General features: G+C 70.6%; 17 protein-coding genes. 5 read left to right on the forward strand and 12 right to left on the reverse strand.

Translation table 11 applies throughout. The annotated features are described in order from the left end of the window. The first annotated feature begins 34 nt into the window (after window positions 1-34). Window positions 35-1,120: a threonine aldolase family protein gene (locus ACH442_RS29490; RefSeq protein ID WP_396341364.1), complete on the forward strand. Its 1,086-nt coding sequence runs from the start codon at window positions 35-37 to the stop codon at window positions 1,118-1,120. Here the strand turns inward: ACH442_RS29490 and ACH442_RS29495 are convergent. Beyond that, a complete protein-coding gene (locus tag ACH442_RS29495; RefSeq protein ID WP_396341365.1) occupies window positions 1,101-1,430 on the reverse strand; it encodes a hypothetical protein in 330 nt (109 codons plus the stop codon). The two genes, ACH442_RS29490 and ACH442_RS29495, sit on opposite strands and share 20 nt — an antisense overlap. Before the next feature lie 81 nt (window positions 1,431-1,511). Between ACH442_RS29495 and ACH442_RS29500 the strand changes: the two genes are divergently transcribed. Further along, on the forward strand, window positions 1,512-3,782 hold the full coding sequence (locus tag ACH442_RS29500) for a hypothetical protein (protein WP_396341366.1): 2,271 nt from the start codon (window positions 1,512-1,514) through the stop codon (window positions 3,780-3,782). 132 nt (window positions 3,783-3,914) lie between these two features. On the opposite strand, the gene ACH442_RS29505 is transcribed toward ACH442_RS29500, so the two are convergent. From ACH442_RS29505 to ACH442_RS29515, 3 genes are read right to left on the reverse strand one after another with little or no spacing between them, the layout of a single operon-like run. Next, on the reverse strand, window positions 3,915-6,020 hold the full coding sequence (locus tag ACH442_RS29505; protein WP_396341367.1) for a cellulose binding domain-containing protein: 2,106 nt from the start codon (window positions 6,018-6,020) through the stop codon (window positions 3,915-3,917). Window positions 6,021-6,077: 57 nt separating this feature from the next. Beyond that, window positions 6,078-7,217 carry a MalY/PatB family protein gene (locus ACH442_RS29510; protein WP_396341368.1) on the reverse strand — a complete coding sequence of 380 codons (1,140 nt, stop codon included), beginning with the start codon at window positions 7,215-7,217 and terminating at the stop codon, window positions 6,078-6,080. After that, the gene (locus ACH442_RS29515) at window positions 7,214-7,696 is read right to left on the reverse strand and encodes a DUF664 domain-containing protein (RefSeq protein ID WP_396341369.1); all 483 of its coding nucleotides are present in this window, start codon (window positions 7,694-7,696) and stop codon (window positions 7,214-7,216) included. The genes ACH442_RS29510 and ACH442_RS29515 overlap by 4 nt, the downstream gene beginning before the upstream one ends. A gap of 69 nt (window positions 7,697-7,765) precedes the next feature. Between ACH442_RS29515 and ACH442_RS29520 the strand changes: the two genes are divergently transcribed. Continuing rightward, complete coding sequence (locus ACH442_RS29520; protein WP_396341370.1) at window positions 7,766-8,326, forward strand: CGNR zinc finger domain-containing protein; 561 nt, start codon at window positions 7,766-7,768, stop codon at window positions 8,324-8,326. Window positions 8,327-8,466: 140 nt separating this feature from the next. Here the strand turns inward: ACH442_RS29520 and ACH442_RS29525 are convergent, their stop codons facing one another. The 6 genes from ACH442_RS29525 to ACH442_RS29550 form a co-directional block, all read right to left on the reverse strand. Beyond that, complete coding sequence (locus tag ACH442_RS29525) at window positions 8,467-9,921, reverse strand: flavin-containing monooxygenase (RefSeq protein ID WP_396341429.1); 1,455 nt, start codon at window positions 9,919-9,921, stop codon at window positions 8,467-8,469. Window positions 9,922-10,395: 474 nt separating this feature from the next. Next, the gene (locus ACH442_RS29530; protein ID WP_396341371.1) at window positions 10,396-12,027 is read right to left on the reverse strand and encodes a methyl-accepting chemotaxis protein; all 1,632 of its coding nucleotides are present in this window, start codon (window positions 12,025-12,027) and stop codon (window positions 10,396-10,398) included. 229 nt (window positions 12,028-12,256) lie between these two features. After that, window positions 12,257-14,176 carry a glycoside hydrolase family 127 protein gene (locus tag ACH442_RS29535; protein ID WP_396341372.1) on the reverse strand — a complete coding sequence of 640 codons (1,920 nt, stop codon included), beginning with the start codon at window positions 14,174-14,176 and terminating at the stop codon, window positions 12,257-12,259. Window positions 14,177-14,181: 5 nt separating this feature from the next. After that, a complete protein-coding gene (locus ACH442_RS29540; RefSeq protein WP_396341373.1) occupies window positions 14,182-14,988 on the reverse strand; it encodes a carbohydrate ABC transporter permease in 807 nt (268 codons plus the stop codon). After that, window positions 14,988-15,881 carry a carbohydrate ABC transporter permease gene (locus ACH442_RS29545; protein ID WP_396341374.1) on the reverse strand — a complete coding sequence of 298 codons (894 nt, stop codon included), beginning with the start codon at window positions 15,879-15,881 and terminating at the stop codon, window positions 14,988-14,990. The genes ACH442_RS29540 and ACH442_RS29545 overlap by 1 nt, the downstream gene beginning before the upstream one ends. Next, window positions 15,878-17,176, reverse strand: a complete 1,299-nt coding sequence (locus ACH442_RS29550) for an ABC transporter substrate-binding protein (protein ID WP_396341375.1) — start codon at window positions 17,174-17,176, stop codon at window positions 15,878-15,880. Before ACH442_RS29550 ends, ACH442_RS29545 begins: the two co-directional genes overlap by 4 nt. Window positions 17,177-17,353: 177 nt before the next feature. Here ACH442_RS29550 and ACH442_RS29555 point away from each other — a divergent pair, with 177 nt between their 5' ends. Then, window positions 17,354-18,376 carry a LacI family DNA-binding transcriptional regulator gene (locus tag ACH442_RS29555; RefSeq protein WP_396341376.1) on the forward strand — a complete coding sequence of 341 codons (1,023 nt, stop codon included), beginning with the start codon at window positions 17,354-17,356 and terminating at the stop codon, window positions 18,374-18,376. 190 nt (window positions 18,377-18,566) lie between these two features. Here the strand turns inward: ACH442_RS29555 and ACH442_RS29560 are convergent, their stop codons facing one another. Continuing rightward, window positions 18,567-19,364, reverse strand: a complete 798-nt coding sequence (locus ACH442_RS29560; protein ID WP_396341377.1) for an SAM-dependent methyltransferase — start codon at window positions 19,362-19,364, stop codon at window positions 18,567-18,569. A gap of 269 nt (window positions 19,365-19,633) precedes the next feature. Beyond that, the gene (locus ACH442_RS29565; protein ID WP_396341378.1) at window positions 19,634-19,810 is read right to left on the reverse strand and encodes a hypothetical protein; all 177 of its coding nucleotides are present in this window, start codon (window positions 19,808-19,810) and stop codon (window positions 19,634-19,636) included. Between the two features lie 219 nt (window positions 19,811-20,029). Between ACH442_RS29565 and ACH442_RS29570 the strand changes: the two genes are divergently transcribed. After that, the gene (locus tag ACH442_RS29570; protein WP_396341379.1) at window positions 20,030-21,046 is read left to right on the forward strand and encodes a hypothetical protein; all 1,017 of its coding nucleotides are present in this window, start codon (window positions 20,030-20,032) and stop codon (window positions 21,044-21,046) included. The last annotated feature ends 225 nt before the right edge of the window (window positions 21,047-21,271 follow it).

Consider the following 21,271-nt stretch of genomic DNA (forward strand, 5'->3'; position numbering starts at 1 on the left):
CGGCGGGCTCGCCGCGACGGCCAGACTGGGCGGTGTGAGCTCTTTCGCCAGTGACAACTACTCCGGGGCGGCACCGGAGATCCTCGCCGCCATCGCCGCGGCCAACGTCGGCCACCAGGTCAGCTACGGCCGCGACGAGTACACCGAGCGGCTGCAGGGCGTCTTCCGGGCGCACTTCGGTGACACCGCGCGCGCCTACCCGGTGATCAACGGGACCGGGGCGAACGTCATCGCCCTGCAGGCCGCCACCGACCGGTGGGGCGCGGTGATCTGCGCCGGCACCGCGCACATCACCGTGGACGAGGGCGGAGCCCCGGAGAAGGTGGCCGGGCTCAAACTGCTGCCGGTCCCGACCACTCACGGCAAGTTGACCGTGGACGACATCGCCCGGGAGGCGTGGGGGTTCGACGACGAGCACCGGGCCCGGCCGCAGGTGGTGTCGCTGTCCCAGTCCACCGAGCTGGGCACGGTCTACACCGCGGCCGAGATCCGGGCGATCGCCGACGTCGCCCACGGCCACGGGATGCGCGTGCACCTCGACGGGGCCCGGCTGGCCAACGCGGCCGCGCACCTGGGTGAGCCGCTGCGCGCGTTCACCACCGACGCCGGAGTGGACATCCTGTCGTTCGGCGGGACCAAGAACGGGATGCTCCTCGGCGAGGCGGTGGTCGTGCTCGACCCGGAACTCGACCGGGGCCTGGACCGCCTGCGTAAGTCGTCGATGCAGCTGGTGTCGAAGATGCGGTTCGTGTCGGCGCAGTTCCTCGCGCTGCTCGACGGCGACCTGTGGCTGCGCAACGCCGGGCACGCCAACGCGATGGCCACCCGGCTGGCCGACCGGATGCGGGACCTGCCGGGCGTCGAGATCAGCCATCCGGTGCAGGCCAACGCGGTGTTCGTCCGGCTGCCCGAGGCCGCCCTGGCCGAGCTGCACGGGCGGTTCGCCTTCTACGACTGGCCGACCGGGCCGGCCCGCTGGATGACCTCGTTCGACACCACACCCGACGACGTCGACCAGCTCGCCGGGGCCGCCCGGGCCGCCGTCACGTCGATCCGGCACTCCAACCGCGAACAGGGGCTGGCGATGGCCCGCCGGAAGGTCACCCGCGCCGGCGGTTGAGGATGCGGCCCCGGGCGCGCCAGGCCAGCACCGAGCCGACCGAGACCGCGGACAGGATCGAGCCCGCGCTCAGGGACGAACCCAGCGAGCCGGCCGACCCGAAGGACCCGGCCGATCCGATCGAGAGGACGGAACCGGACGAGCCGATCGACAGGATCGACCCGTTCGCCCACAGACTCAGGATCGAGCCTTCCGAGCGGTAGGACAGCAGCGGGGTCTCGTCACCGGTCCGGTGCAGGCGACCATCATCGTCGATCTCAGCCCGCGCCCGCAGTAGGCGCTCGCGGCCGGCGTCCGCACAACCGGGCACGCACCGGCGGCATGGCCGGGAGGCGCAGGTCGGCCCGGACACCGGTCCGGTGAAGAGCCGCCGGGCCACTACCGTGTACCCGTGGATCGGGCTGGATCGATGGTACTGCGAGCGGATGAGAGTCCGGGGGCGCAGCTGCTGGCGGCCTCGCGTGACCGGCGGGTCCTGGACTGCCGGGGCGCGCGGGTGGACGCTGCCGAGTTGCGGGCGGCCTGCCTGGACGCCGATGGAGCTGACCCGTTCGGGCTGCGGCTCAGTGACGCGCGGGTGACCGGGGTGCTCGATCTACGGGCCTGCCGGGTGAACATGCCGCTGCGGCTGCACAACTGCGAGTTCACCGATCGGGTCCGGGTGTCGGACGCGGAGCTGTACCAGCTGGAGATCACCGCCGACCGGGAGCGCCGGCTGCCCGGGCTGGTCGCCGACGGGGTGCGCATCGCGCGGGACCTGGTGCTGTCCGGGATGACGATCACCGGTGACGTGTTCTCGCGCGACGACAGCCATCTTCCGGCAAGTGTCTGGCTCACCGAGGCCGACATCTCCGGCAGCATCATCGCCCATGGCACTCGGATCCTGCCGGAGGTGGGGCGCGCGGTGAACGCCGACCGGATCCGGCTCGGCGGGAACATCCGGTTCACCAACGGGTTCCGGGCCACCGGGGAGATCCGGTCCATGGGCATGCGCCTGACCGGTTCGATCGACCTGACCGGGGCGGAACTCGTCCCGGCCGACGGACGAGCTCTCGACCTGTGGGCCGGCACCGTCGGCGGCAGCGTCTATCTGCTCGACTCGCGGGACGACGGCGCGCGGTGCCGGGTGCGCGGCCGGGTCGAGCTGGGCCACACCACCGTGCAGGGCGAACTGTTCCTCCGGAACGCCGACCTGATCGCCCCGCCCGCCGGGGACGGCACGCACAGCTACGACATCACGCCGAGCGCCGACCGCATCGCCCTGCTGGCGCCCCGGCTGACCGTACGCGGTCTGCTGCGCGTCGAAGGCGACACCGTGGTGCACGGCGGCATCCTGCTGCCCGGCGCTCAGCTCGACGGGGGCGCCGTCCTGCAGGGCGCCGTCTGGAATCCGGACGACACCGCCGTCGATCTGACCCAGGCCACGCTCGGTGGCGGTCTCGACGCGCCGAGCGTCTCGATCGAGGGAACGGTCCGCATCGACAGCGCCCGCATCGACGGCCCGGTCCGCCTGGCGTACGCCACGTTCACCAGGCCCCGCGACCGGATCTGCCTGTCCGCCGTCGACGTCACCGTCGCCGGCGACGTGCGGATGTGGGAGCTGGCCGCGGTCGGCGGCAAACTCGACTTCCGCCTGGCGTCCGTCGCCGGGATCCTCAACGCCGAGGACGCCTACCTCGCCAACCCGGGCGACACCACGATCAGCCTCTACATGGCGCGGGTGACCGGCAACGTCCGCCTGTGCGGACGGTTCCGGTCCGTCGGCATCGTCCTGCTGAACCGGGCCGTCATCGATGGCCGGCTGCGCGCCGACGGCGCCACGCTGAGCTGGGCCGCGCCCGTCGAACCCCTCGACCCGCCGGGCCAGACGAACCGGCGCGGCGCCGCCGTGGAGGCGGTCTTCGCGACCATCCGCGGCGGGATCGACCTGGGCTGGCGGGTGGAGTCCGGAGCGATCGACCTCACCGGGACGACGACCTCGTATCTCGCTGACCGTCCCGACCGGGACTGGCCGGTCGACTCGTACCTCGGCGGTTTCACCTACGACCGGTTCGAGGGGCCGGTCTGGGACGCCCGCGCCCGGATCGCCTGGCTGGCCCGGATGCGTGACCAGGAGCCGGGGGTCTGGGAGCAACTGGCGGCGGTGCTGCGCGCCTCCGGCGACCAGGACGGCGCCGAGGAGGTGCTGATCGCGCAGCGGCGACGGGCTCGGCGGCTCAGGACCGTACCGCGAAAGGTCTTTGATCTCCTGCAGGACGTCACGGTCCGGTACGGGTTCCGGCCACAACGCGCCCTGTATCTGCTGCTGGCCCTGATCGCCGCGGTGACCGCCGGGCTGAGCCTGCCCGCCGTGCAGGGGCAGATGCGGGCCACCGACCAGAACGCCCTGGTCTTCAGCCCGGCCGGGGCTCGGCCGCTGCCGGGTGAGCAGAACCCGCCGGGTGCGTGCGGGGACGGCCGGGTGCGGTGCTTGAGCCCGTTCTTCTACGCCGTCGACACCGTCGTGCCGCTGATCGACCTGCATCAGCGGTCCACCTGGTACCCGGTGGCCGAAGGCGACGGCGTGCTGCTGGCGTGGGTGCTCAACTTCTGCACGATCCTCGGCTGGGTCGCCTCGACCGTCTTCGCGGTGTCCTTCACCCGCCTCGGGCGAGGCGGGTGACCGGTCGCACAGCCGTCCTGGGGTCACGTTGCGCGCGACGCGTGCCGGCAGGCCGGCCGGGGCCGCGGCCCGGGGCTGCGCACGCCGGATCGGGTGTCCTGCGGGCGAGCCCCGGGTGATCCGCGGCCGGGGTCAGGCGGTGCCGCAGACCGTGCCGTTGAGGGTGAACGCCTCCGGCGGGACGTTGGGACCGCTGTAGGCGCCGACGAAGCCGACGTTCGTCGACGCGCCGGCGGCCAGGCCGGTGTCGCTGGTGACGCGCACCGTGCGGCCGCTCTGCTCCCAGGTCGCGTTCCAGCCGCTGCTCACGCTCTGCCACCCGGTCGGCCAGGTGAACGTGAGGGTCCAGCCGTTCACCGGGGCGGAACCGTTGTTGGTGACGTCGACGGAGCCGACGTATCCGCTGCCCCAGTCGTTGGTGTCGCGGAACTTGACGGTGCAGCCGGCGCCGGCCGGTGTCCCGGTGGTGAAGGTCAGCGGGGGCGACGGCGGTGACACCCGTCCGGCGCCGTCGCGGGCCAGCACGTTGATCGTGTACCGCTGTCCCGGCGTCAGGTTGTTCACCGTCAGCGACGACCCGGTGGTCTCGCCGAGTTGCTCGCCGATCCCGCCGTTCTGCCGGTACACCTCGTACTTCAGCCCGCTTCCGGCCGAGGGGAAGGAGATTTTCGCCGTACGGTCGGTGACCGTCGCCGTGGGTTGCCCCGGTGCCGCCGGAGCGCCCGTGACGACCTGATCGGGGTGCAGGGTGACCAGTGCGATCGAGTACGGCGCGAGCGTCTGCGCCGCCGCCGACCCGGCCGGTGCGGTGGTCACTCCCCCGGCGCCGTTGGTGAAGGTTTCCACCACCGGTGCGGCGGTGCCCGGCGTGAACCCGTTGTAGTGCAGCCCCACGGTGTGCGCCGCGTCCGGGTCCTTGTTGATCAGCAGCACCGCGAGGTCGCCGTTGTCCCGGTGTACGGCGTGGGCACTGACCAGCGCATTGTCACTGCCCGTGCCGACGAACCGGTCGCCGGTGCGCGCGAAGTCACCCATCAGCGACAGCGCGTGGTACGGCGCGAACGGCGTGTTCAGCGGCGGTTCGCACGCCGCGTTGCCGGCGGTGCAGGTGCCGCTGGAGAGCAGCCCGTAGTCGTTGTAGTCGGTCTGGCCGGCGACGGTGGTGGCCTTGTCCGGGCCGTTGTGCACGTTCCACCATTGGACGGTGAAGACGCCCTGGGCGAGCAGTTGACTGTAGGCGTCGGCGAGGAACAGCGCGCCGGGCTGGGTGTTGCGGCCGATGTCGACGTTGGTCTCGGTGAGGCTGATGCCGATCCGGGCGGCGTTGTCCCCGCCGTACTGCGTGATCTGCCGTCGCAGCAGGTAGACCGCGTCCTGGATCTGGCCGGTCCGGGCGAGGGTCTCGGCCGCGCTGCCGCCGCCGGGGTACCAGTGCACGTCGACGAAGTCGATCGCCGCCCCGGCGCGGGTGAGCACCTCCTGGTTCCAGGTGCCGGCGTCGCCGGCCGCGACGATGCCGTCCGGCCAGTTCCCCGGCATGGTCAGCACCGCGCCGACCTTGACGCCCGGGTCGACGGCCTTCATCGCTTTCGCGTACGCCACGACGGTGTCGGCATATTCCTTCGGGCTCTTGTCGGCGTGGTCGTCGGCCTCCCACGCGGCGCCGTAGTGCCCGTTGCCGTAGTTCTCGTTACCGACGGTCCAGTAGGTGGCGTGATAGTTCTTCGTCACGTTGGCATAGCGCACCCAGTCGGCCGCCTCCTGCGCGGTTCCGGTGCCGTAGTTCGCGATGATCATCGGTGACGCCCCGGTCCGCTGGGCGCCGGCCATGAACGTGTCGAAGTCGGTGTCCGGGGCGACGTAGCCGCCCGGTGCGGTGTGGTCCTTCCAGTGGTAGATGTCGGCGTAGGACCCGCCGGGGTAGCGGACCATCTGCACGCCGGCGTCCTTGAGCAGGTCGGTGACGGCGGGCGTGCCGAGCTGCGAGTCCCAGATGGCGTGGTTGACACCGAGGGCGGTGGACCCCGCGGTGGCCAGCCCGGCGCGCGCGTCGACGTCGACTCGGACGTCGGCCGCGACGGCGGCTCGGACGTCGGCCGCGACGGCGGCTCGGGCGAGAACGTCGGAGCGGGTGCCGGTGGTGGTGGCGCCGGCCGCCGGTGGGGCGCCGGCGACGGCGGTGACCAGCGCGAGCAGGACGATGCTCGGGTAGGTCCGCCGATGGAGCGGGACATGCATGGGGATCTCCACGGGGTGAGGGGTGGGAGCGCTCCCACTATCCGGCCAGGCAGAGAATCATGTCAATGCGGCAGTGATCCGGTCCAGGATCTCGGTGAGCACCTCCGGGCTGGTGGCGAAGTTGATCCGGACGTGCGAGGCGGCGGTCCCGGCACCACCTTCCGGCTCGGCGGCGAACTCGGCACCGCGGCCGAGCCGGACTCCGGCGACTTCCTCCAGGTAGGTGGCGGGATCGGAGCCGAACGGCCCGCCGGCGCAGTTCAGCCAAGCCAGGTACGTGCCCTCCGGCGCGCGGTACCCGGTGTCCCACGGCAGCGTGGCGGCCCAGCGGGAGATCTGCGCACGGTTGGCGGAAAGGACGGTCAGCAACCCGTCCAGCCAGTCGTCCGCCTCACGCCAAGCGGCAACTGTGGCGATCCGGCCCAGGGTGCTGGGCTGACCGAAGTAGTCCAGCGGCATCCGGTCCAGGGCGGTGCGGATCCGGTCCGGACCGACGTGGGCGACCGCGCAACGCAGCCCGGCGATGTTGAAGCTTTTCGTCGCCGACGTGGTGGTGACGGTGCGGGCCGCGGCGTCGGAACTGATCGCCGCGAACGGAAGGTGCCGGTGCCCGGGGTAGACGAGATCGGCGTGGATCTCGTCGGAGAGCACCGTCACGTCATGGTCTCGCGCCGCCTCGGCCATGGCGGAAAGCTCCTCCCGGCGGAAAACTCGGCCGGTCGGGTTGTGCGGGTTGACCAGCACCAACAGGGCGCAGCCGCGGAGGGCGTCCGGGTCGAAGGCGTCGGGATCCAGCGGGACCGTTCGCCGGCCGGCCCGGCGAATGCTCGCCAGGAACGGCGGATAGTTCGGCACGTGCACCGCGATCGCGTCGCCGGGCGCCGTGGCCGCCTCGATCATCACCTGAAGCACCTGGATGAGGTCGGTGAAGACCCTCGTCCGCCCGGCGGCCGGGAGCCAGCCGAAACGCCGCGCCATGCGCTCCTCGAAGGCGGCGGCCACCGGGTCGCCGCCGGGCCAGTGCGGATAGCCGAAATCGGTCACCTCGCGCAGGCGTTCCAGGATCACCGGGGCGACCGGGAAATCCATGTCGGCGACCCAGGCGCCGAGCGTTCCCGGCGGCAGAGCACCCCATTTCACGCCGTGACCGGACCGCAGCCGCCCGAGGTCGACCCGCGCGTCGAAGGCGGCGGTCACGACGCCGCCCCGGCACGGATGAGGTCGCCGAGGATCTGCATCTGACCATGGTGCTGGGCCAGTTCCTCGTAGACGTGCAGCAGCGCACCGCCCTGGTCCAGATTCCGGACCGGGCCCTGGAACGACCGATCCGGCTCGGCCTGCAGCGGCGCGTCGCACTGCGCCGCGCCCACGTCCGATGCGAGCCGTTGCCGCGCGGCCGCCACCTCGGCGAGCAGCGGCGCCACCGGGCCGGCCGCGGTGAACTCCGCCTCCCGGTCGCGCTGCACCGGGCGACCCGCGACGAGCGTCCCCGACCAGTAATCGATCACGCCCACGCAGTGGGTGAGCAGCGCATACGGCGAATTCGCGCCGGGCAGCGCGGGCCGCTCGTTGGCCAGCTCGTCACCGAGCCCGGCCACGATCCCGGCCATGCCGTCGAGCGCTCGCCCGGCGAAGTACAGGTAGTCGTCCTTGCCGATCACGGGTGCGTCCTCCATTCCGTCACCCCCTCAGCAGGTGACGCAGCGACCTTGCCGAATCGCACCGTCACCTGTCAAGGTGGTGACGTGGACTTCGTCTTCGTCAGCGGCAACCTCGCGCTGGACCTGCTCGGAACCCTCAAGTGGCGTCGCACCCACCCCGAGGAGGGCCTGACGACTCCCGGCGACGCGGCACGCTGGGCGCTCGCGGCCGGCGTGCTCACCCAGCCACCGTCACCGGACGGGTCCGAGTTCGAGCAGCTCATCGCCGTACGCGAATCGATCTATCGTCTGGTCGAAGCGGCCCGGAACCGAACCGCATGGCCCGGTCCTGACCTGCGCGAACTCAACGCCGCGGCGAATCGGCCGCTACCCATGCTGGCCCTGGCCGCGGGCGGCGCCCACCGCACCGGCCCGCTCGGCGCCGTCACCGCCGAGGTTGCCCGCGCCGCCATCGCGCTCCTCGACGAGTGGCAACAATCAACCCCTCCGCGGGTACGGGAATGTGAACGCCCCGAGTGCACCCGCGTCTTCATCGACCGGTCGCGCGCCGGCACGCGCAACTGGTGCGGCATGGCCGAGTGCGGCAACCGCGTCAAGGCCAGGGAGTACCGCGCCCGCAAGGCCGCCCGGCAGCCGCAGGGTTGACCACGGCACCGAGGGTGGCGCCGCCCTCGACGCGAGCAGCAGCGGCCGGGCGCGGGCCTTCTCGGACGCGGCGGCGGCGCCGCACTCCACGGCCGCTGCGTTCGGTGACCGTCCCGGCCACCGGTCGGAAGATGTTTCGTTCAGGAGAAGTGCAGCTCCGGGTCGGTCACGTCGTCGGCGCGCAGCAGCTTCACGTCGGACTGGTAGTCCATCGAGGTCAGCCACGGCATGCGGTCGCCCTGGCGGGGCAGTTGGCCGACGGCCCGCTGGATGTAACCGGCGCCGAAGTCGAGGAACGGGCGGGTCGGCATCGCCGGGTCGGCGACCTGGGGGCGGCACACGGCGTACCCCCGGAGGTCCATGTGTTTCAACAGCCGGCAGAAGTGTTCGCAGAGCAGGCCGATCTTCAACGTCCACGAGGAGTTGGTGTAACCGATGGCATACGCGAAATTGGGCACCCCGGAGAGCATCATCCCCTTGTAGGCGACCGTGCCGGAGAGCCGGACCGGTTCGCCGTCGACGGTGACCGGGACACCGCCGAACGCCTGCACGTTCAGGCCGGTGGCGGTCACGACGATGTCCGCGTCGAGGTGCCGGCCCGACGCCAGCCGGATGCCGGTCGCGGTGAAGGCGGCGATCCGGTCGGTCACCACGGAGGCCTGACCGTGGCGGATGGCCCGGAAGAGGTCGCCGTCGGGGACGGCACACAACCGCTGGTCCCACGGGTCGTACGGCGGATGGAAATGCTCGTCGACCGGGAAGCCGGCGGGTAGCCGGCGGGCATTGACCCATCGGATGATCTTGCGGGCCGCCTTCGGGAAGCGCCGGCAGAAGGACCAGACGGCCTTCTGCTGGGCGATGTTCTTGCGGCGGGTCCAGGCGTAACCGCGGTCCGGCCCGAGGTGTTTCTTCAGGGCGTTCGCGATCGGGTCCTTCTTCGAGACTGGCATGATGTACGTCGGGGTGCGCTGCAGCATCGTCACGTGCGCCGCCTCGCCGGCCATCGCGGGGACGATGGTGACCGCGGTGGCGCCGCTGCCGATCACGACGACGCGTTTGCCGGCGTAGTCCAGGCCCTCCGGCCAGTGCTGCGGATGAACAACTCTTCCGGTGAAGTCCTCGCGCCCGGCGAAGGACGGGGTGAAGCCCTCGTCGTAGCGGTAGTAGCCGCTCGCGGAGAAGATCCAGCCGCAGGTCAGGGTGAGGCGTTCACCGGTGTCGGCGCGTTCGACGTCGACGTTCCAGCGGGCGTCGGCGCTCGACCAGGACGCGGCGACCACCCGGTGGTGGTACCGGATGTGCCGGTCGAGATCGTTCTCGGTCACGGTCTCCCGCAGGTAGTCCAGGATCCGCGGCGCGTCCGCGATCGCATCCTCGTCGCGCCAGGGTTTGAACTCGTACCCGAAGGTGTGCAGGTCGGAGTCGGAGCGGATGCCGGGATAGCGGAACAGGTCCCAGGTTCCCCCGGAGGCCCCGCGCGCCTCGAGGACGGCGAAGGTCTTCGCCGGCAACTCGGTCTTCAGGTAACGCGCGGCACCGATGCCGGAGATCCCGGCGCCGACGATCAGGACGTCCATGTGCTCCACGCAGTCCAGGATCGGTTGCCGTGCCGTCGTTGCGCCAGCGCGAAACGCACCATCATGATGAGATTCATGGTGCATAATGCCGCGGGCCCGCTCTCCTCGGCGGCGTCGGCATCGCTGGAGTGGCCGGCGGTCCCCTCGCGCATCGCCGAGCTGTTCCGCCGGGGCGCCCAGGCCGCGCTCGACCCACCCGACGACTGGCTCGAAGGCCTGCACGAGGGATCGCTCAGCGGCGAGCACCGGAAGCAGCGGCCCGCAAGCCAAGACCCCGGCATCCCCGTCGGCGACGATCAGGACCGGGTGCCCGGGCAACCGGGCTCCGCGACGATCGATCCGGAGGTGTCGATCGCCATCGGCCGTCCGGGCGTGGACGTCGCCGGGTTCCGGCGCAGTCACCTGGACGCGCTCGCCACCCAGCGCATGATGACCGCTCGAAACGAGGTAGGGGCGGGGCAGGCGGCGCCCGGCGGAGACCTTACCGGGTCGTCAGACGCGAAAAGTTCCGACCATGGCGCGCAGGTCACCGGACATCTGTGCCAGCTCGGCGGCGGCGCGCTGGGCGTCGGCGACGTTCTCGTTGGTGAGCCGGGTGGCCGTGGCCAGGGTCTCGATGCCGTCGGCGATCTCGCTGACGCCACCGGCCGCCTCGCTCACACCACGATTCATCTCGCCGGTGGTCGCCGTCTGCTCCTCCACCGCCGCGGCGATCGTCGTCTGGTAGTCGCTGATCCGGGAGATGATCTCGCTGATCTCCGCGATGGCGGTGATCGCCGTCCCGGTGTCGGCCTGGATCGCGGCGACCCGGGAGCCGATGTCCTCGGTCGCCTTGGCGGTCTCCTGGGCGAGATCTTTCACCTCGCTCGCCACCACGGCGAAACCTTTCCCCATGTCACCGGCCCGCGCTGCCTCGATAGTGGCGTTCAGGGCGAGCAGGTTGGTCTGTTCGGCGATCGAGGTGATCAGCCGGATCACGTCGCCGATCTCGGCCGAGGAGACCCCGAGCCGGGTGACCCGCTGGTTGGTGGTCTCGGCCATCATGACGGCCTGGCCGGCGACTTCCGCCGCCTGGTTGGCGTTCTGCGCGATCTCGCGGATCGACGCGCCCATCTCCTCCGAGCCGGCCGAGACGGTGTCGACGTTGCGGCGGACGTCCTCGGCCGCCATGGCGACCGCGCCGGCCTGGGTGCTGGCCTGCGCGGCGTTCTCGGCGATCTGGCCGCTGGTGGTGGAGAGTTGCTCCGCGGCGGAGGCCAGCGACTGGGCGGCGGTGCCGAGGGCCTCGACGGTGCCGCGCATGTTCGCGGTGGCGCGGTTCAGCGCGACGGCCATGGCGCCGACCTCGTCGCGGGAGCGCACGGTGACGATGCCGGTCAGGTCACCGCCGGCGACCTGGGTGAGCGTGTCGTTGACGGCCGCGAGCGGGCGCGTGATCCGGCGGACCGTCGCCCATCCGAGCAGCCCCGCGACCACGAAACCCAGGGCCAGGATCAGGAACATGACGGTACGGCTGTGGTGGTAGGAGTCCGTGTTCGCGCGGGCCGCCGCACCGGCGCTGTCGGCCTCGAACGCGCTCAGCGTGTCGAACCCGGCGTTGATCGCGTCGGCGACCGGGTCGGCGTTCTTGTCGTAGGCGGCCGCGTAGATCGCGTTGTTGCTGGCCTTAGCGGCGGCGACGAGCTGGGTGTCGCGGATGTCGGCGAGTTTCGCCAGCCCGTCGGTGATCGCGGTGACCGCGGTCTGCTGCTCGGCGGTGACGCCGAGATCCGCGTAGGACCGCACGCCCTGGACGGTACGGTCGTGGGCGGTGAGCGCCGCCTGGCGGAAACTTTCCGTCTCCGCGTCCGACACCGCGATGTTCATCCGGGCCAGGTCGAGCAACTCGTCGTCGAACGCGCCCTGGGCCACCGCGAGCGTCTGCGACGGCTGGAGGTTTTCTTCGTAGATCGCGGTGGCGTGCTGGTCCGCCGCTCGCAGGCCGATCAGCCCGGCGACCGCGACGGCGACCCCGGCGAGCAGCGCCACGACGATGGCGAAGCTTATCTTCAGGCCCACCCGGAGGTCGCTGAAGAAGCTGAGGACGCCGGCGCGACGCGGCTCGGCAGCAGGCGGCTGTGCCATCGCTGAGCTCCTTTCGGTTTCGGGACGCCAGTCCTCTTATCGGAGAATTCGTCACCGACCTGAGCCGGAGGCCGTTGGTGTCCGGCCGACCGGCCCCGGCGTCCACTTCCCCGCCCGGCCCGCCCGGAGGACGGGACCGGGCAGGCTGTTGACGCACGGTGGGACGGAGCGGCCGCCGGGGAGGACACGGTTGATGCGGCCCAGCGAGTTGTCGGTCGTCGTCCGGGGATCACCTTTCGGACGTCAGGGGCATCCAGACACGCATGGTGGACGGGCCGCGGCGGGCCCAGCGGTGGTAGGGCCGCAGCGGGATCCGCATCGGCGGACCGGTCTCGGGCGGGCCGGTAAGTGGCTGGTAGGGCCAGTCCGGGGCGGCGGGCCGGGTGGCCCGGAACGCGGCGAGCACGTGCCCGTCGCGGTCGGCCGGCTCGGTGCGCGGATCCAGTCGCAGGTCTTCCAGCGGCACGTCACGGGGGATGTCGACGGACTCCAGGCAGTACACGACCGGGCCACGGACGAGCGCGGCCTGGCCTCGTACCGCGTCAATTCTTTCGTCGGCCGCGACGAACCGTGGGCGGACCGGGAGCTCGAGCATCAGCGTCTCCCCCGCCGTGAAACGGCGGCGGGTCTGGACGAGACCGCGGGTGATCGCGAGGCCGTCGAGGGTGGCTCCGGTGGCCCAGTCGGGTACGCGCAGCGAGAGCGTCCACGGCGTGTCCGGGCTGCGGGTGATCCGGATGCTGATCCGCCCGCTGACCGGGTAGTCGGTGTCGATCTCCAGGCCGATGGTGCGGCCGTCGGGCAGCGTGGTGTCGATGCCGCAGGCGGTGTACTGGTGGATCTGCACCCCGACGTCGTCGGTGGTGGCGACGTAGGCGGCGAGGCTCGCGAAGGTTCTTGCCAGGTTGGTCGGGCAGCAGGAAACCTCGAACCAGGAGGCCCGCAGCGTCGACGTGGCCCGTGGCACCTGGGTGTCGGTGGACGGTTCGGTGCCGAGAACCCGCTGGTGGAGAGTGTTGGCGTAGAAGAAGCGGGTGCCGTCGTCGGCCGGTGAGGTGGCGATGACGTTGAACAGGACCCGTTCGATGAGGTCGGCGTACCGGGGGTCGCCCTGGGCGAGCAGCAACCGCCAGGCCAGCATGATCGAGCCGACGCCGGCGCAGGTCTCCGAGTAGGCCCGGTCCGGTGGAAGGAAGAAGTCCTCGCCGAACGCCTCGTCCTGGTGCCGGGACCCGACGCCGCCGGTGAGGTAGGTGCGCCGGGCGACGGCGTGCCGCCACTGCCGGGCGACCGCGGCCAGCAGGTCGGCGTCCCCGGTCTCGACAGCGACGTCGACCGCCCCGGAGGCGAGGTAGACCGCGCGGACGGCGTGCCCGCGCAGCGATTCCGCCTCGCGCAGCGGCACGTCGTCCTGGAAGTAGGACCGGCCGAACTCGATGTCGGCGAGCGTCCGGTGCCCGCGCCGCTCGATGAAGAGTTTCGCCTGCTCCAGGTAACGGCGGTTGCCGGTGACCCGGTACAGCTCGGCGAGGGCCGGTTCGATCTCGGCGTGCCCGCAGACCGAGGCGATGCCGCCCGGCCCGAAGACGTCGCAGACGTGGTCGGCGGCCCGGATCACGGCGGCCACCAGGTCGTTCTCGCCGAAGGTGCGCGCCGCGGCGACGCCGGCCTGGATGAGGTGGCCGAAGGAGTAGAGCTCGTGGCCCCATTCCAGGTCGCTGTAGCGGGGTTGCTGCCCGGGCCGGCCGAAGTTGGTGTTGAGGTAACCGTCGGGCTGCTGGGCGACGACGACCCGGGCGACGATCGCCTGGTGGCGCTGCTTCACCCCGGGGTCGCCGGTGCGGCCGTACTCCCACGCCATCGCCTCGAGGAACTTGTAGACCTCGGTGTCGGAGAACTCCCGCCCGCGGCGTTCCTCCGGAGGGGCGGAGAAGTTCTTCAGCCAGCCGGCTTTCTCCAGCCAGTGTTCGATGTGCGCGAAGGACCGGTGCCGGTTGGTCTGCTGGCGTTGCCGCCAGAAACCGTCGCGCAGGGTCACCTCGCGCAGGCCGAGCGGCCGGAGCCGCCCGGTGCCGGGTGCGGCCGGGGTGCCGCCACGTTCGATCCAGGTCCGGGAGGCCGCGGAGGTCAGTGCTTCTTCAATGGTCACGTGTGTCAGCCCTTGAGTGCGCCGGACATGAAGCCGCGGACGTAGTGCCGCTGCAGTGCGAGGAACAGGACGATGCAGGGAAGCGCGAGCACGACCACGCCGGCTTCGGTGGCGCCGTAGTCGACGATCCCCATCACCTGCTGGCGCATGTTCGCGACGGCCAGCGGGAGGGGCAGTTTGGTGGAGTCGCTGATCAGCACCAGCGGCGTGATGAAGTCGTTCCAGGCGGCCAGGAACGCGAACAGGCCCACCGTGATCAGGCCGGGTTTCACCGCCGGCACCAGGATGTGCCGCAGGGTGCGGAAACTTCCGCAGCCGTCGACCTGCGCGGACTCGGCGAGGTCCGGCGGCACCGCCTCGAACGAGATGCGCATGAGGAACGTCGCGAACGGCAGCTGGAACATGGTGAGCACCAGCGACAGGCCGACCAGCGAGTTCTGCAGGCCGAGCTGGTTGAGCAGCACGTAGAGCGGGATCAGCAGCGTCGCGTAGGGCACCATCAGGATCGCCAGGGTGACCAGGAAGAGAATGTTCTTGCCGGGGAACGCGAAGGTGGCGAAGGCGTACCCGCCGAGCAGCGACACGACCAGGGTGAAAAGCACCGTCATCAGCGACACCGCCGCCGAGTTCAGCAGGTACTGCCCGACGCCGGCCTGGTAGTGCGCCAGCGTCGTGTAGTTCCCGAAGCCCCAGCCGTGGACCTGGTTGGTGCCGGCCTGAGGGCTGACCGAGGCGACCGACGCCCAGGCCAACGGGAACAGGAAGAGCAGGGCGAGCCCGCCGGTCAGGACGAATTTCGGCGTACGCGCCATCAGCTCTCCTCCTTGCCCCGCAGGCCACGGAACTGGGCGATGTTGAGGACCAGCAGTCCGAGGAGCACCAGGATCGACAGCGCCGCGGCCCGCCCCAGGTTGTTCTGCCCCTGGAAGGCCATGTTGTAGATGAGCTGGACGATGGTGATGGTGCTGTTGTCCGGGCCGCCCTTGGTGAGGATGAAGAACTGGTCGAACGCCAGCAGCGAGCCGGTGACGCAGAGGATCGTGCACAGCGCCAGCGACGAGCGGATCAGCGGCACGGTGACGTGCCAGAACGTCGGGAACCGGCCGGCGCCGTCGAGGCGGGCCGCCTCGTAGACGTCACCGGGGATGCCCTGCAGCCCGACCAGCAGCAGCAGCATGTAGAAGCCGGCGTAGCGCCAGACGATCAACGCCACCGTGGACCAGAGCGCCGAGGTCGGCGTGCCCAGGAACGACACGGCACCGAACGGGCTGCTCTGCGGGGAGTAGAGCGCGTAGAACAGCAACGACGCCGAGGCCAGGCCGAGTGCGGACGGGACCAGGAACGACGTACGGAGAAATCCGGTCCATCGGTGTGATTCCTGGACCAGCAGAGCCAGGCCGAGGGCGAGCGCGAGCAGGATCACGGTCGTCACCACGGTGTACTTGACCGTGAACCCGACCGCGGGCCAGAACAGCCGGTCGCCGAGCACGTCGGAGAAGTTCTCCGGCGCGTTGATGCCCTGGTAACCCGCGAACAGTCCCCAGTCGGAGACCGACATCCGGGCCACGATCCCGATCGGGATGACGAAGAAGATCACCACGAACACCGCGGTCGGAGCGGCGTAGGCCCAGCCCTGGCGGGAGGGGCGCCGGCGTCGTACCCGGGAAAGCGTCGCCGGCTCGGCCCGGCTCGGCAGCGTCGTCACTGTCCGAGCACCTGCGTCAGCGCCTGGTTGTCCTTGCCCAGGGCGCCGGCGTCGCCGTACACCTGATTGCGCAGCAGCGTGACCCAGGGACTGCCGGGAGCGTTGTAGGCCTGCTGGAAGTTGACCGACACGGGCGTGTTGCTGTGCGGGTCGGCGGCGACCTTGTTGATCGTCACCAGGCGCGGGTCCTTGGCCGCGTACTGGTTGTCAGCGAGGTCGGTGCGCGAGACGCTGCTGTTGTTCGCGGCGAGCACGTCCACCTGAGCCTTGTCGGACATCAGCCACGAAAGAAAGTTCCAGGCCTGCTGGGTTTTCTTGGAGTCCTTGGAGATGCCGACGCCGTCACCGCCGACGAAGGTGGCACCGCCGCCGCTGACGCCGGGGATCGCGGTGACACCGACGTCGACGGTCTTCGCCGCGGTGGAGAGCAACGTCGCCGGGTACGGCATCACGCCGACCTTGCCCTCCTGGAACGCGGCGACCCAGGTGGCGCCGGTCTCGTCCTTGGAGCCGGGGGCGACGGCGCCGGCCGCCTGCAGGTCACGCCAGGTGCTGTAGACCTTCTGCGCGGCGGTCCCGTCGAGCAGCGACCGGGTGCCCTCCGGGTTCATCACCTCCTCGCCGGAGGCCCAGATCATCGGGAACCAGGTGAAGACGTTGCAGCCGCCGCAGTTGCCGCCGAAGTAGGTGCCGTAGACGTCCTTCTTGTTCAGTTTCTGCACGGCCAGGGCCTGCGACTTGAACTCGTCGAGGGTGGTGGGGCCCTTCTCGGGGTCGAGGCCGGCCTCCTTGTAGAGCTTCTTGTTCCAGAAGATGACCGACAGGTCGAGCACGAACGGCATCACGTACTTCTTGCCCTGGTACGTGCCGGCCCGCAGATGTCCCTGGTTGATCTTGTCGGCGTAGGGAAGTTTGCCGATGCTGTCGGTCAGGTCGGCGAAAAGCCCCGCCTTCGTCCAGTTCGGCACGTAGACGATGTCCTCCGCGAACAGGTCGGGCAGCTGGCTGCTGCCGGCCGCGGCGCCGACCTTGGCGACGTAGTCGTCGTTCGGGACGATGGTTAGTTTCACCTGGTTCTTGTGCGCCTTGTTGTACGCCTCGACCAGCGCTTTCGCCTGCAGTTCGAGCGGCGCCCTGGTCCACAGCGTCAACGCGGCGCCGTCGTCGACACCGTCGACGCCCGCGGCGGTCGGCGCCTCGGCCTTGGTGTCGGTGCCTCCGCACGCGGCCATCGCCACCGCCAGCCCGATCGCGGCGACACCGGCGACAACGCGCCGGATTCTCCGGGTACGCAAAACAGCCTCCCAGTCAGGAGTTTTCGGGGTTTTCGGTGATGGTATGTTTCGATTAGCCTCCCTCTTGAAGCAGGAGGCGGTGAACAGCGAGAATTGCGCGGGCCGGAGAGTGAACCGACCAGCCGAAAACGTTTTCGTGAACGTAATACGGAGGAAAAACCGTTGTCAAGAGCTTCGATGGAGCCCGAACCGGCGCAGAGCGCCAACCGTGCCGTCACCCTCCGTGACGTGGCGAAGCTGGCCGGCGTCTCGATCGCGACGGCGTCGAAGGCCCTCAACAACCAGCCGCAGGTCCGGGCAGAAACGCGGGCGCGGGTGATCCGGGCGGCCGAGCAGCTGTCGTTCTCGCCGAACACGCTCGCCCAGGGTCTGATCACGCAACGCAGCGGCACGGTGGGGTTGCTGACCTCCGACCTGGAGGGTCGTTTCTCCATCCCGATCCTGATGGGCGCCGAGGACGCGTTCGGCTCGGACCAGACGTCGGTCTTCCTCTGCGACGCGCGCGGCGACACGGTCCGGGAGAAGCACCACCTGCGCGCGCTGCTGTCGCGGAAGGTGGACGGGCTGATCGTGGTGGGAGCGCGCCCGGACGCGCGCGCGTCGCTCGGGCGTGACCTGCCGGTGCCGGTGATCTACGCCTACTCACCCTCGGACGACCCGGGCGACCTGTCGCTGGTCACCGACAACGTCGGCGGCGGACGGCTCGCCGTCGACCACCTGATCCGGCACGGGCGGCGGAAAATTGCTCACATCACCGGCGACGAGACGTACGGCGCCGCCCAGGACCGGGCCCGCGGAGCCCTGGAACGGCTCGGCGAGGAAGGACTGGAACTCGCCGGCGATCAGGTGTGGTTCGGCTCCTGGTCGGAGGCGTGGGGGCGGGGCGCGACGCGGATGGTCCTGCAGCGCACGCCCGGCGTCGACGCGATCTTCGCCGGCTCGGACGAGATCGCCCGGGGCGTGCTCGACGTGCTCCACCAGGAGAATCTGGACGTGCCGGGCCAGGTCGCGGTGATCGGTTTCGACAACTGGAACATTCTCGCGGCGAACGCGCGGCCACCGTTGTCGACCGTCGACATGAACCTGGAGCAGCTGGGCCGGCTGGCCGCGCAACGCCTGTTCGCGGCGATCGACGGCACACTCGCCGGCGGGGTGGAGACGGTCGGCTGCCGCCTGGTCATCCGCGAGTCGTCGTCCTGACGGCTTTCCGCACCGAGACCCGCGGGCCGCGACATCGAGGCCGCCCGGCAACGCACCGATCTCCGGGGCAGCAGGCTCGTCGGGGTGCCGTGACAGGCGGCTTCGCCGTCGACGAGGAATGCGAAGTGAGCCGTTGCGCCCGGGCTCCGGGCGATCGACACTCCCAGCTGCCGCTCCGGCCGCACCGCGGTCACGGGACGCGGGCGACCGCGACCCAGCACATCGCGTCGGCCACGGTCGTGGTCGTCCCCTCGGCCGGGTGCCACTCGACGCTGGAGACGATGCCGGGCTCGATCACCTCGAGGCCGTCGAGGAACGCGGCGACCTCGTCCCGCCCGCGCGCCCGGTAGACGCCGTGCTCGCCGCTGTCGATCAAGCCCTGCACCCTGGCCTGCACCTCGGCCGGCAGCGTGTCGAACGTGCCGTGCACGATCACCACATAGCTGCCCGGGGCGAGGGCCGCGATCAGCGTGCGCACCGCCTCGTGCGCGCGCCCGTCGTCGTCGATCAGATGCAGAACACTTGCCAGCAGTACGGCAACGGGCTGCCCGAAGTCGATCACCTGGCGCAACTGGTCGTCGGCGAGAAGCCGCTCCACGTCCAGCAGATCGCCGTCGACGAACTCGGTGACGCCCCGCGGCCCGCTCAAGGTCACGCCCCGGTGCTGGACGCCGACCAGGGGATCGTTGTCGACATACACGATCCGGCTTTCCGGGTTCGCCTCCTGCGCGACCTCGTGCACATTGGGCGACAGGGGACGACCGGCGCCGATGTCGAGAATCTGACTGATCCCCCGATCGGCGACCAGGTGGCGCACCACGCGGATGACGACGGCCCGGCCCTCGCGGGCGGCGGCCATCATGTTCGGCAGCACGCTGACGATCGTGGCGGTCGACTCGCGCTCGGCGGAGTAGTTGTCCTTCCCACCCAGCCACTGGTTGTAGCGGCGCGACGTGTTGAGGCCGCTGATGTCGGGCTCCGGGGGCATCGCGGCACCTCGCAGTGGTCGGAAAAACGACTCCCGCCACTGTAGTCGCCCCGGCCGCCGAGCGGGGCGCACCGGTGCCAGCCCCCGCACCGCTCGGAGCTGCCGTGCCCGGTCCGCCGCACCCGATCCGCCGTGCACGGTCCGCCGCATTCAGTCCGCCGTCCGCCGTCCGCCGTCCGCCGTGCCCGGTCTGCCTGCCCGGTCCGCCCGACCCAGTCCCCCAGCCCAGTCCCCCAGCCCAGTCCCCGGGCCCGGCCGGACGGGCCCGGTCAGTCGACCCGGGCGGGCACGCCGGCGAGCGGTGGGCCGGGGTGGGAGCGGCGACGTGACCTGCGCTGACGGAACTCGGCGGAGACGGCTGCGGCCGCCCGCTCGCAGAGTTCGGCGGCGTCGGCGCGCAGGCGCGCACTCGTCGCGAACAGACTGTGCACATTCTCCTCGGTCATGACGCCTCTTCACGCCATCGCGGACGGTGCCCCGGTCACCGGATGCCACAACCGACGCATCCAGGGCATTTTCCCCGAGACGGACGGACTCACGACGTACGCGCAAAATGAAGTTGATCTTAAGTTTGAAAACAGCCACGACATCGTTGATCCGCTGTGGGAGCGATCCCGTATCGATGGCCGAAGGCATGTCTATGCCATGGGGAAAGGCACAGGCCAATGTATCGGTCAAAGATCAACAAGTCGCGACGCTGGCAGATCGTCGCGGTGGTCGGGGTCGCCGTGACCCTGGCCGGAATCGGACTCGGGGTGGCGTCGGCGGCGGAACAGAAGGCGATTCCGACCGTCAACTGTCCCGACGTCAAGATCAACGTGTCGGTCCCGGCACAGGCGCAGAACGAGGTCAACCAGAACCTCGCCCTGCTCAAGACGCAGATCGACGAAGCCAACAAGCGGATCGTCTCGACCCAGGGTCAGGGCGGCGCGAACTTCATCCAGAACGCGATCCTCGGGCCGCTGAAGGACAAGCGGTTCTCGACGATCAACCGGATCGAGACCGCGATCGGCCGCAACGCGCCGAAGCCGAACCTGAACGCCGCAGGCCTGTCGGCCTGCACGCTCAACCAGAACGGCAACGGCGGCGGCGCCACCGCGGCGCCGACCACAGCCGCGGGCGGTGCCGTGCCCGGCGCGAACCTCGGGATCCTGACCAACAGCTGCAAAACCAGCAAGCTGGCCGCGCACGACGGTTTCCAGAAAGGCGACCGCTGTGTGAGCACCGAGTTCGGTGAGGTCGCCTCCGCGGCCAACGATGCCTCGCTGCTGATCACGCAGGCACCGCGGCAGGTGAACCGCAACCAGGCGTTCACGCTGACGGTCAGCACCCGGAACCTGATCCGCGACCGCTTCCTGGCGGCCGGGCAGGGCGGGTACTACGTGGAGTCCAGCGTCCTGAAGAACGGCATCGTCCGCGGCCACTTCCACACCGCGTGCCGCATGCTGGCCAACACGAACACGGCGCCCGCGCCGGACCCGGTCCCCGCGTTCTTCGTGGCGACCGAGGACAGCAAGGGTGGCAGGACGCCCGACTCGGTGACCATCCAGGTGCCGGGACTGCCGCAGGCCGGAACCGCGCAGTGCGCTTCGTGGGCGGGCGACGGTTCACACCGCATCCCGATGATGGAGCGGGCCAACCAGACCCCGGCGTTCGACACGGTCCGCATCCAGGTCCGCTGATTCAAAACCAAAAAAGACCGGCCGCCGTACGGCGGTGGCCGGTCTTTTTCGTCTCTACCCGCCACCGCCGAGCCGGTGGCAGCGCCGCCGGCCCACTCCCGCCTGCCCCGCCGAGCCCGCCCTGGTCAGCGCCCCGCCGAGCGTGGACGGCCGGGCCCAGCGGAGCCTCACTGCCTCGGAGACACGCGCGAGCCGCGCCCGCTGCGACCTCGGCCCCGGCGAGCG

This window comes from Actinoplanes sp. NPDC020271, assembly GCF_044388125.1.
Taxonomy (GTDB): Bacteria; Actinomycetota; Actinomycetes; order Mycobacteriales; family Micromonosporaceae; genus Actinoplanes.

Bases quoted from the DNA above. Each gene is read 5' to 3' on its own strand.
- ACH442_RS29505 (WP_396341367.1), bottom strand. From the start codon at position 6,020: ATGCATGTCCCGCTCCATCGGCGGACCTACCCGAGCATCGTCCTGCTC.
- ACH442_RS29515 (WP_396341369.1), bottom strand. From the start codon at position 7,696: ATGGAGGACGCACCCGTGATCGGCAAGGACGACTACCTGTACTTCGCC.
- ACH442_RS29530 (WP_396341371.1), bottom strand. From the start codon at position 12,027: ATGGCACAGCCGCCTGCTGCCGAGCCGCGTCGCGCCGGCGTCCTCAGC.
- ACH442_RS29540 (WP_396341373.1), bottom strand. From the start codon at position 14,988: ATGGCGCGTACGCCGAAATTCGTCCTGACCGGCGGGCTCGCCCTGCTC.
- ACH442_RS29555 (WP_396341376.1), top strand. From the start codon at position 17,354: ATGGAGCCCGAACCGGCGCAGAGCGCCAACCGTGCCGTCACCCTCCGT.
- ACH442_RS29560 (WP_396341377.1), bottom strand. From the start codon at position 19,364: ATGCCCCCGGAGCCCGACATCAGCGGCCTCAACACGTCGCGCCGCTAC.
- ACH442_RS29565 (WP_396341378.1), bottom strand. From the start codon at position 19,810: ATGACCGAGGAGAATGTGCACAGTCTGTTCGCGACGAGTGCGCGCCTG.
- ACH442_RS29570 (WP_396341379.1), top strand. From the start codon at position 20,030: ATGTATCGGTCAAAGATCAACAAGTCGCGACGCTGGCAGATCGTCGCG.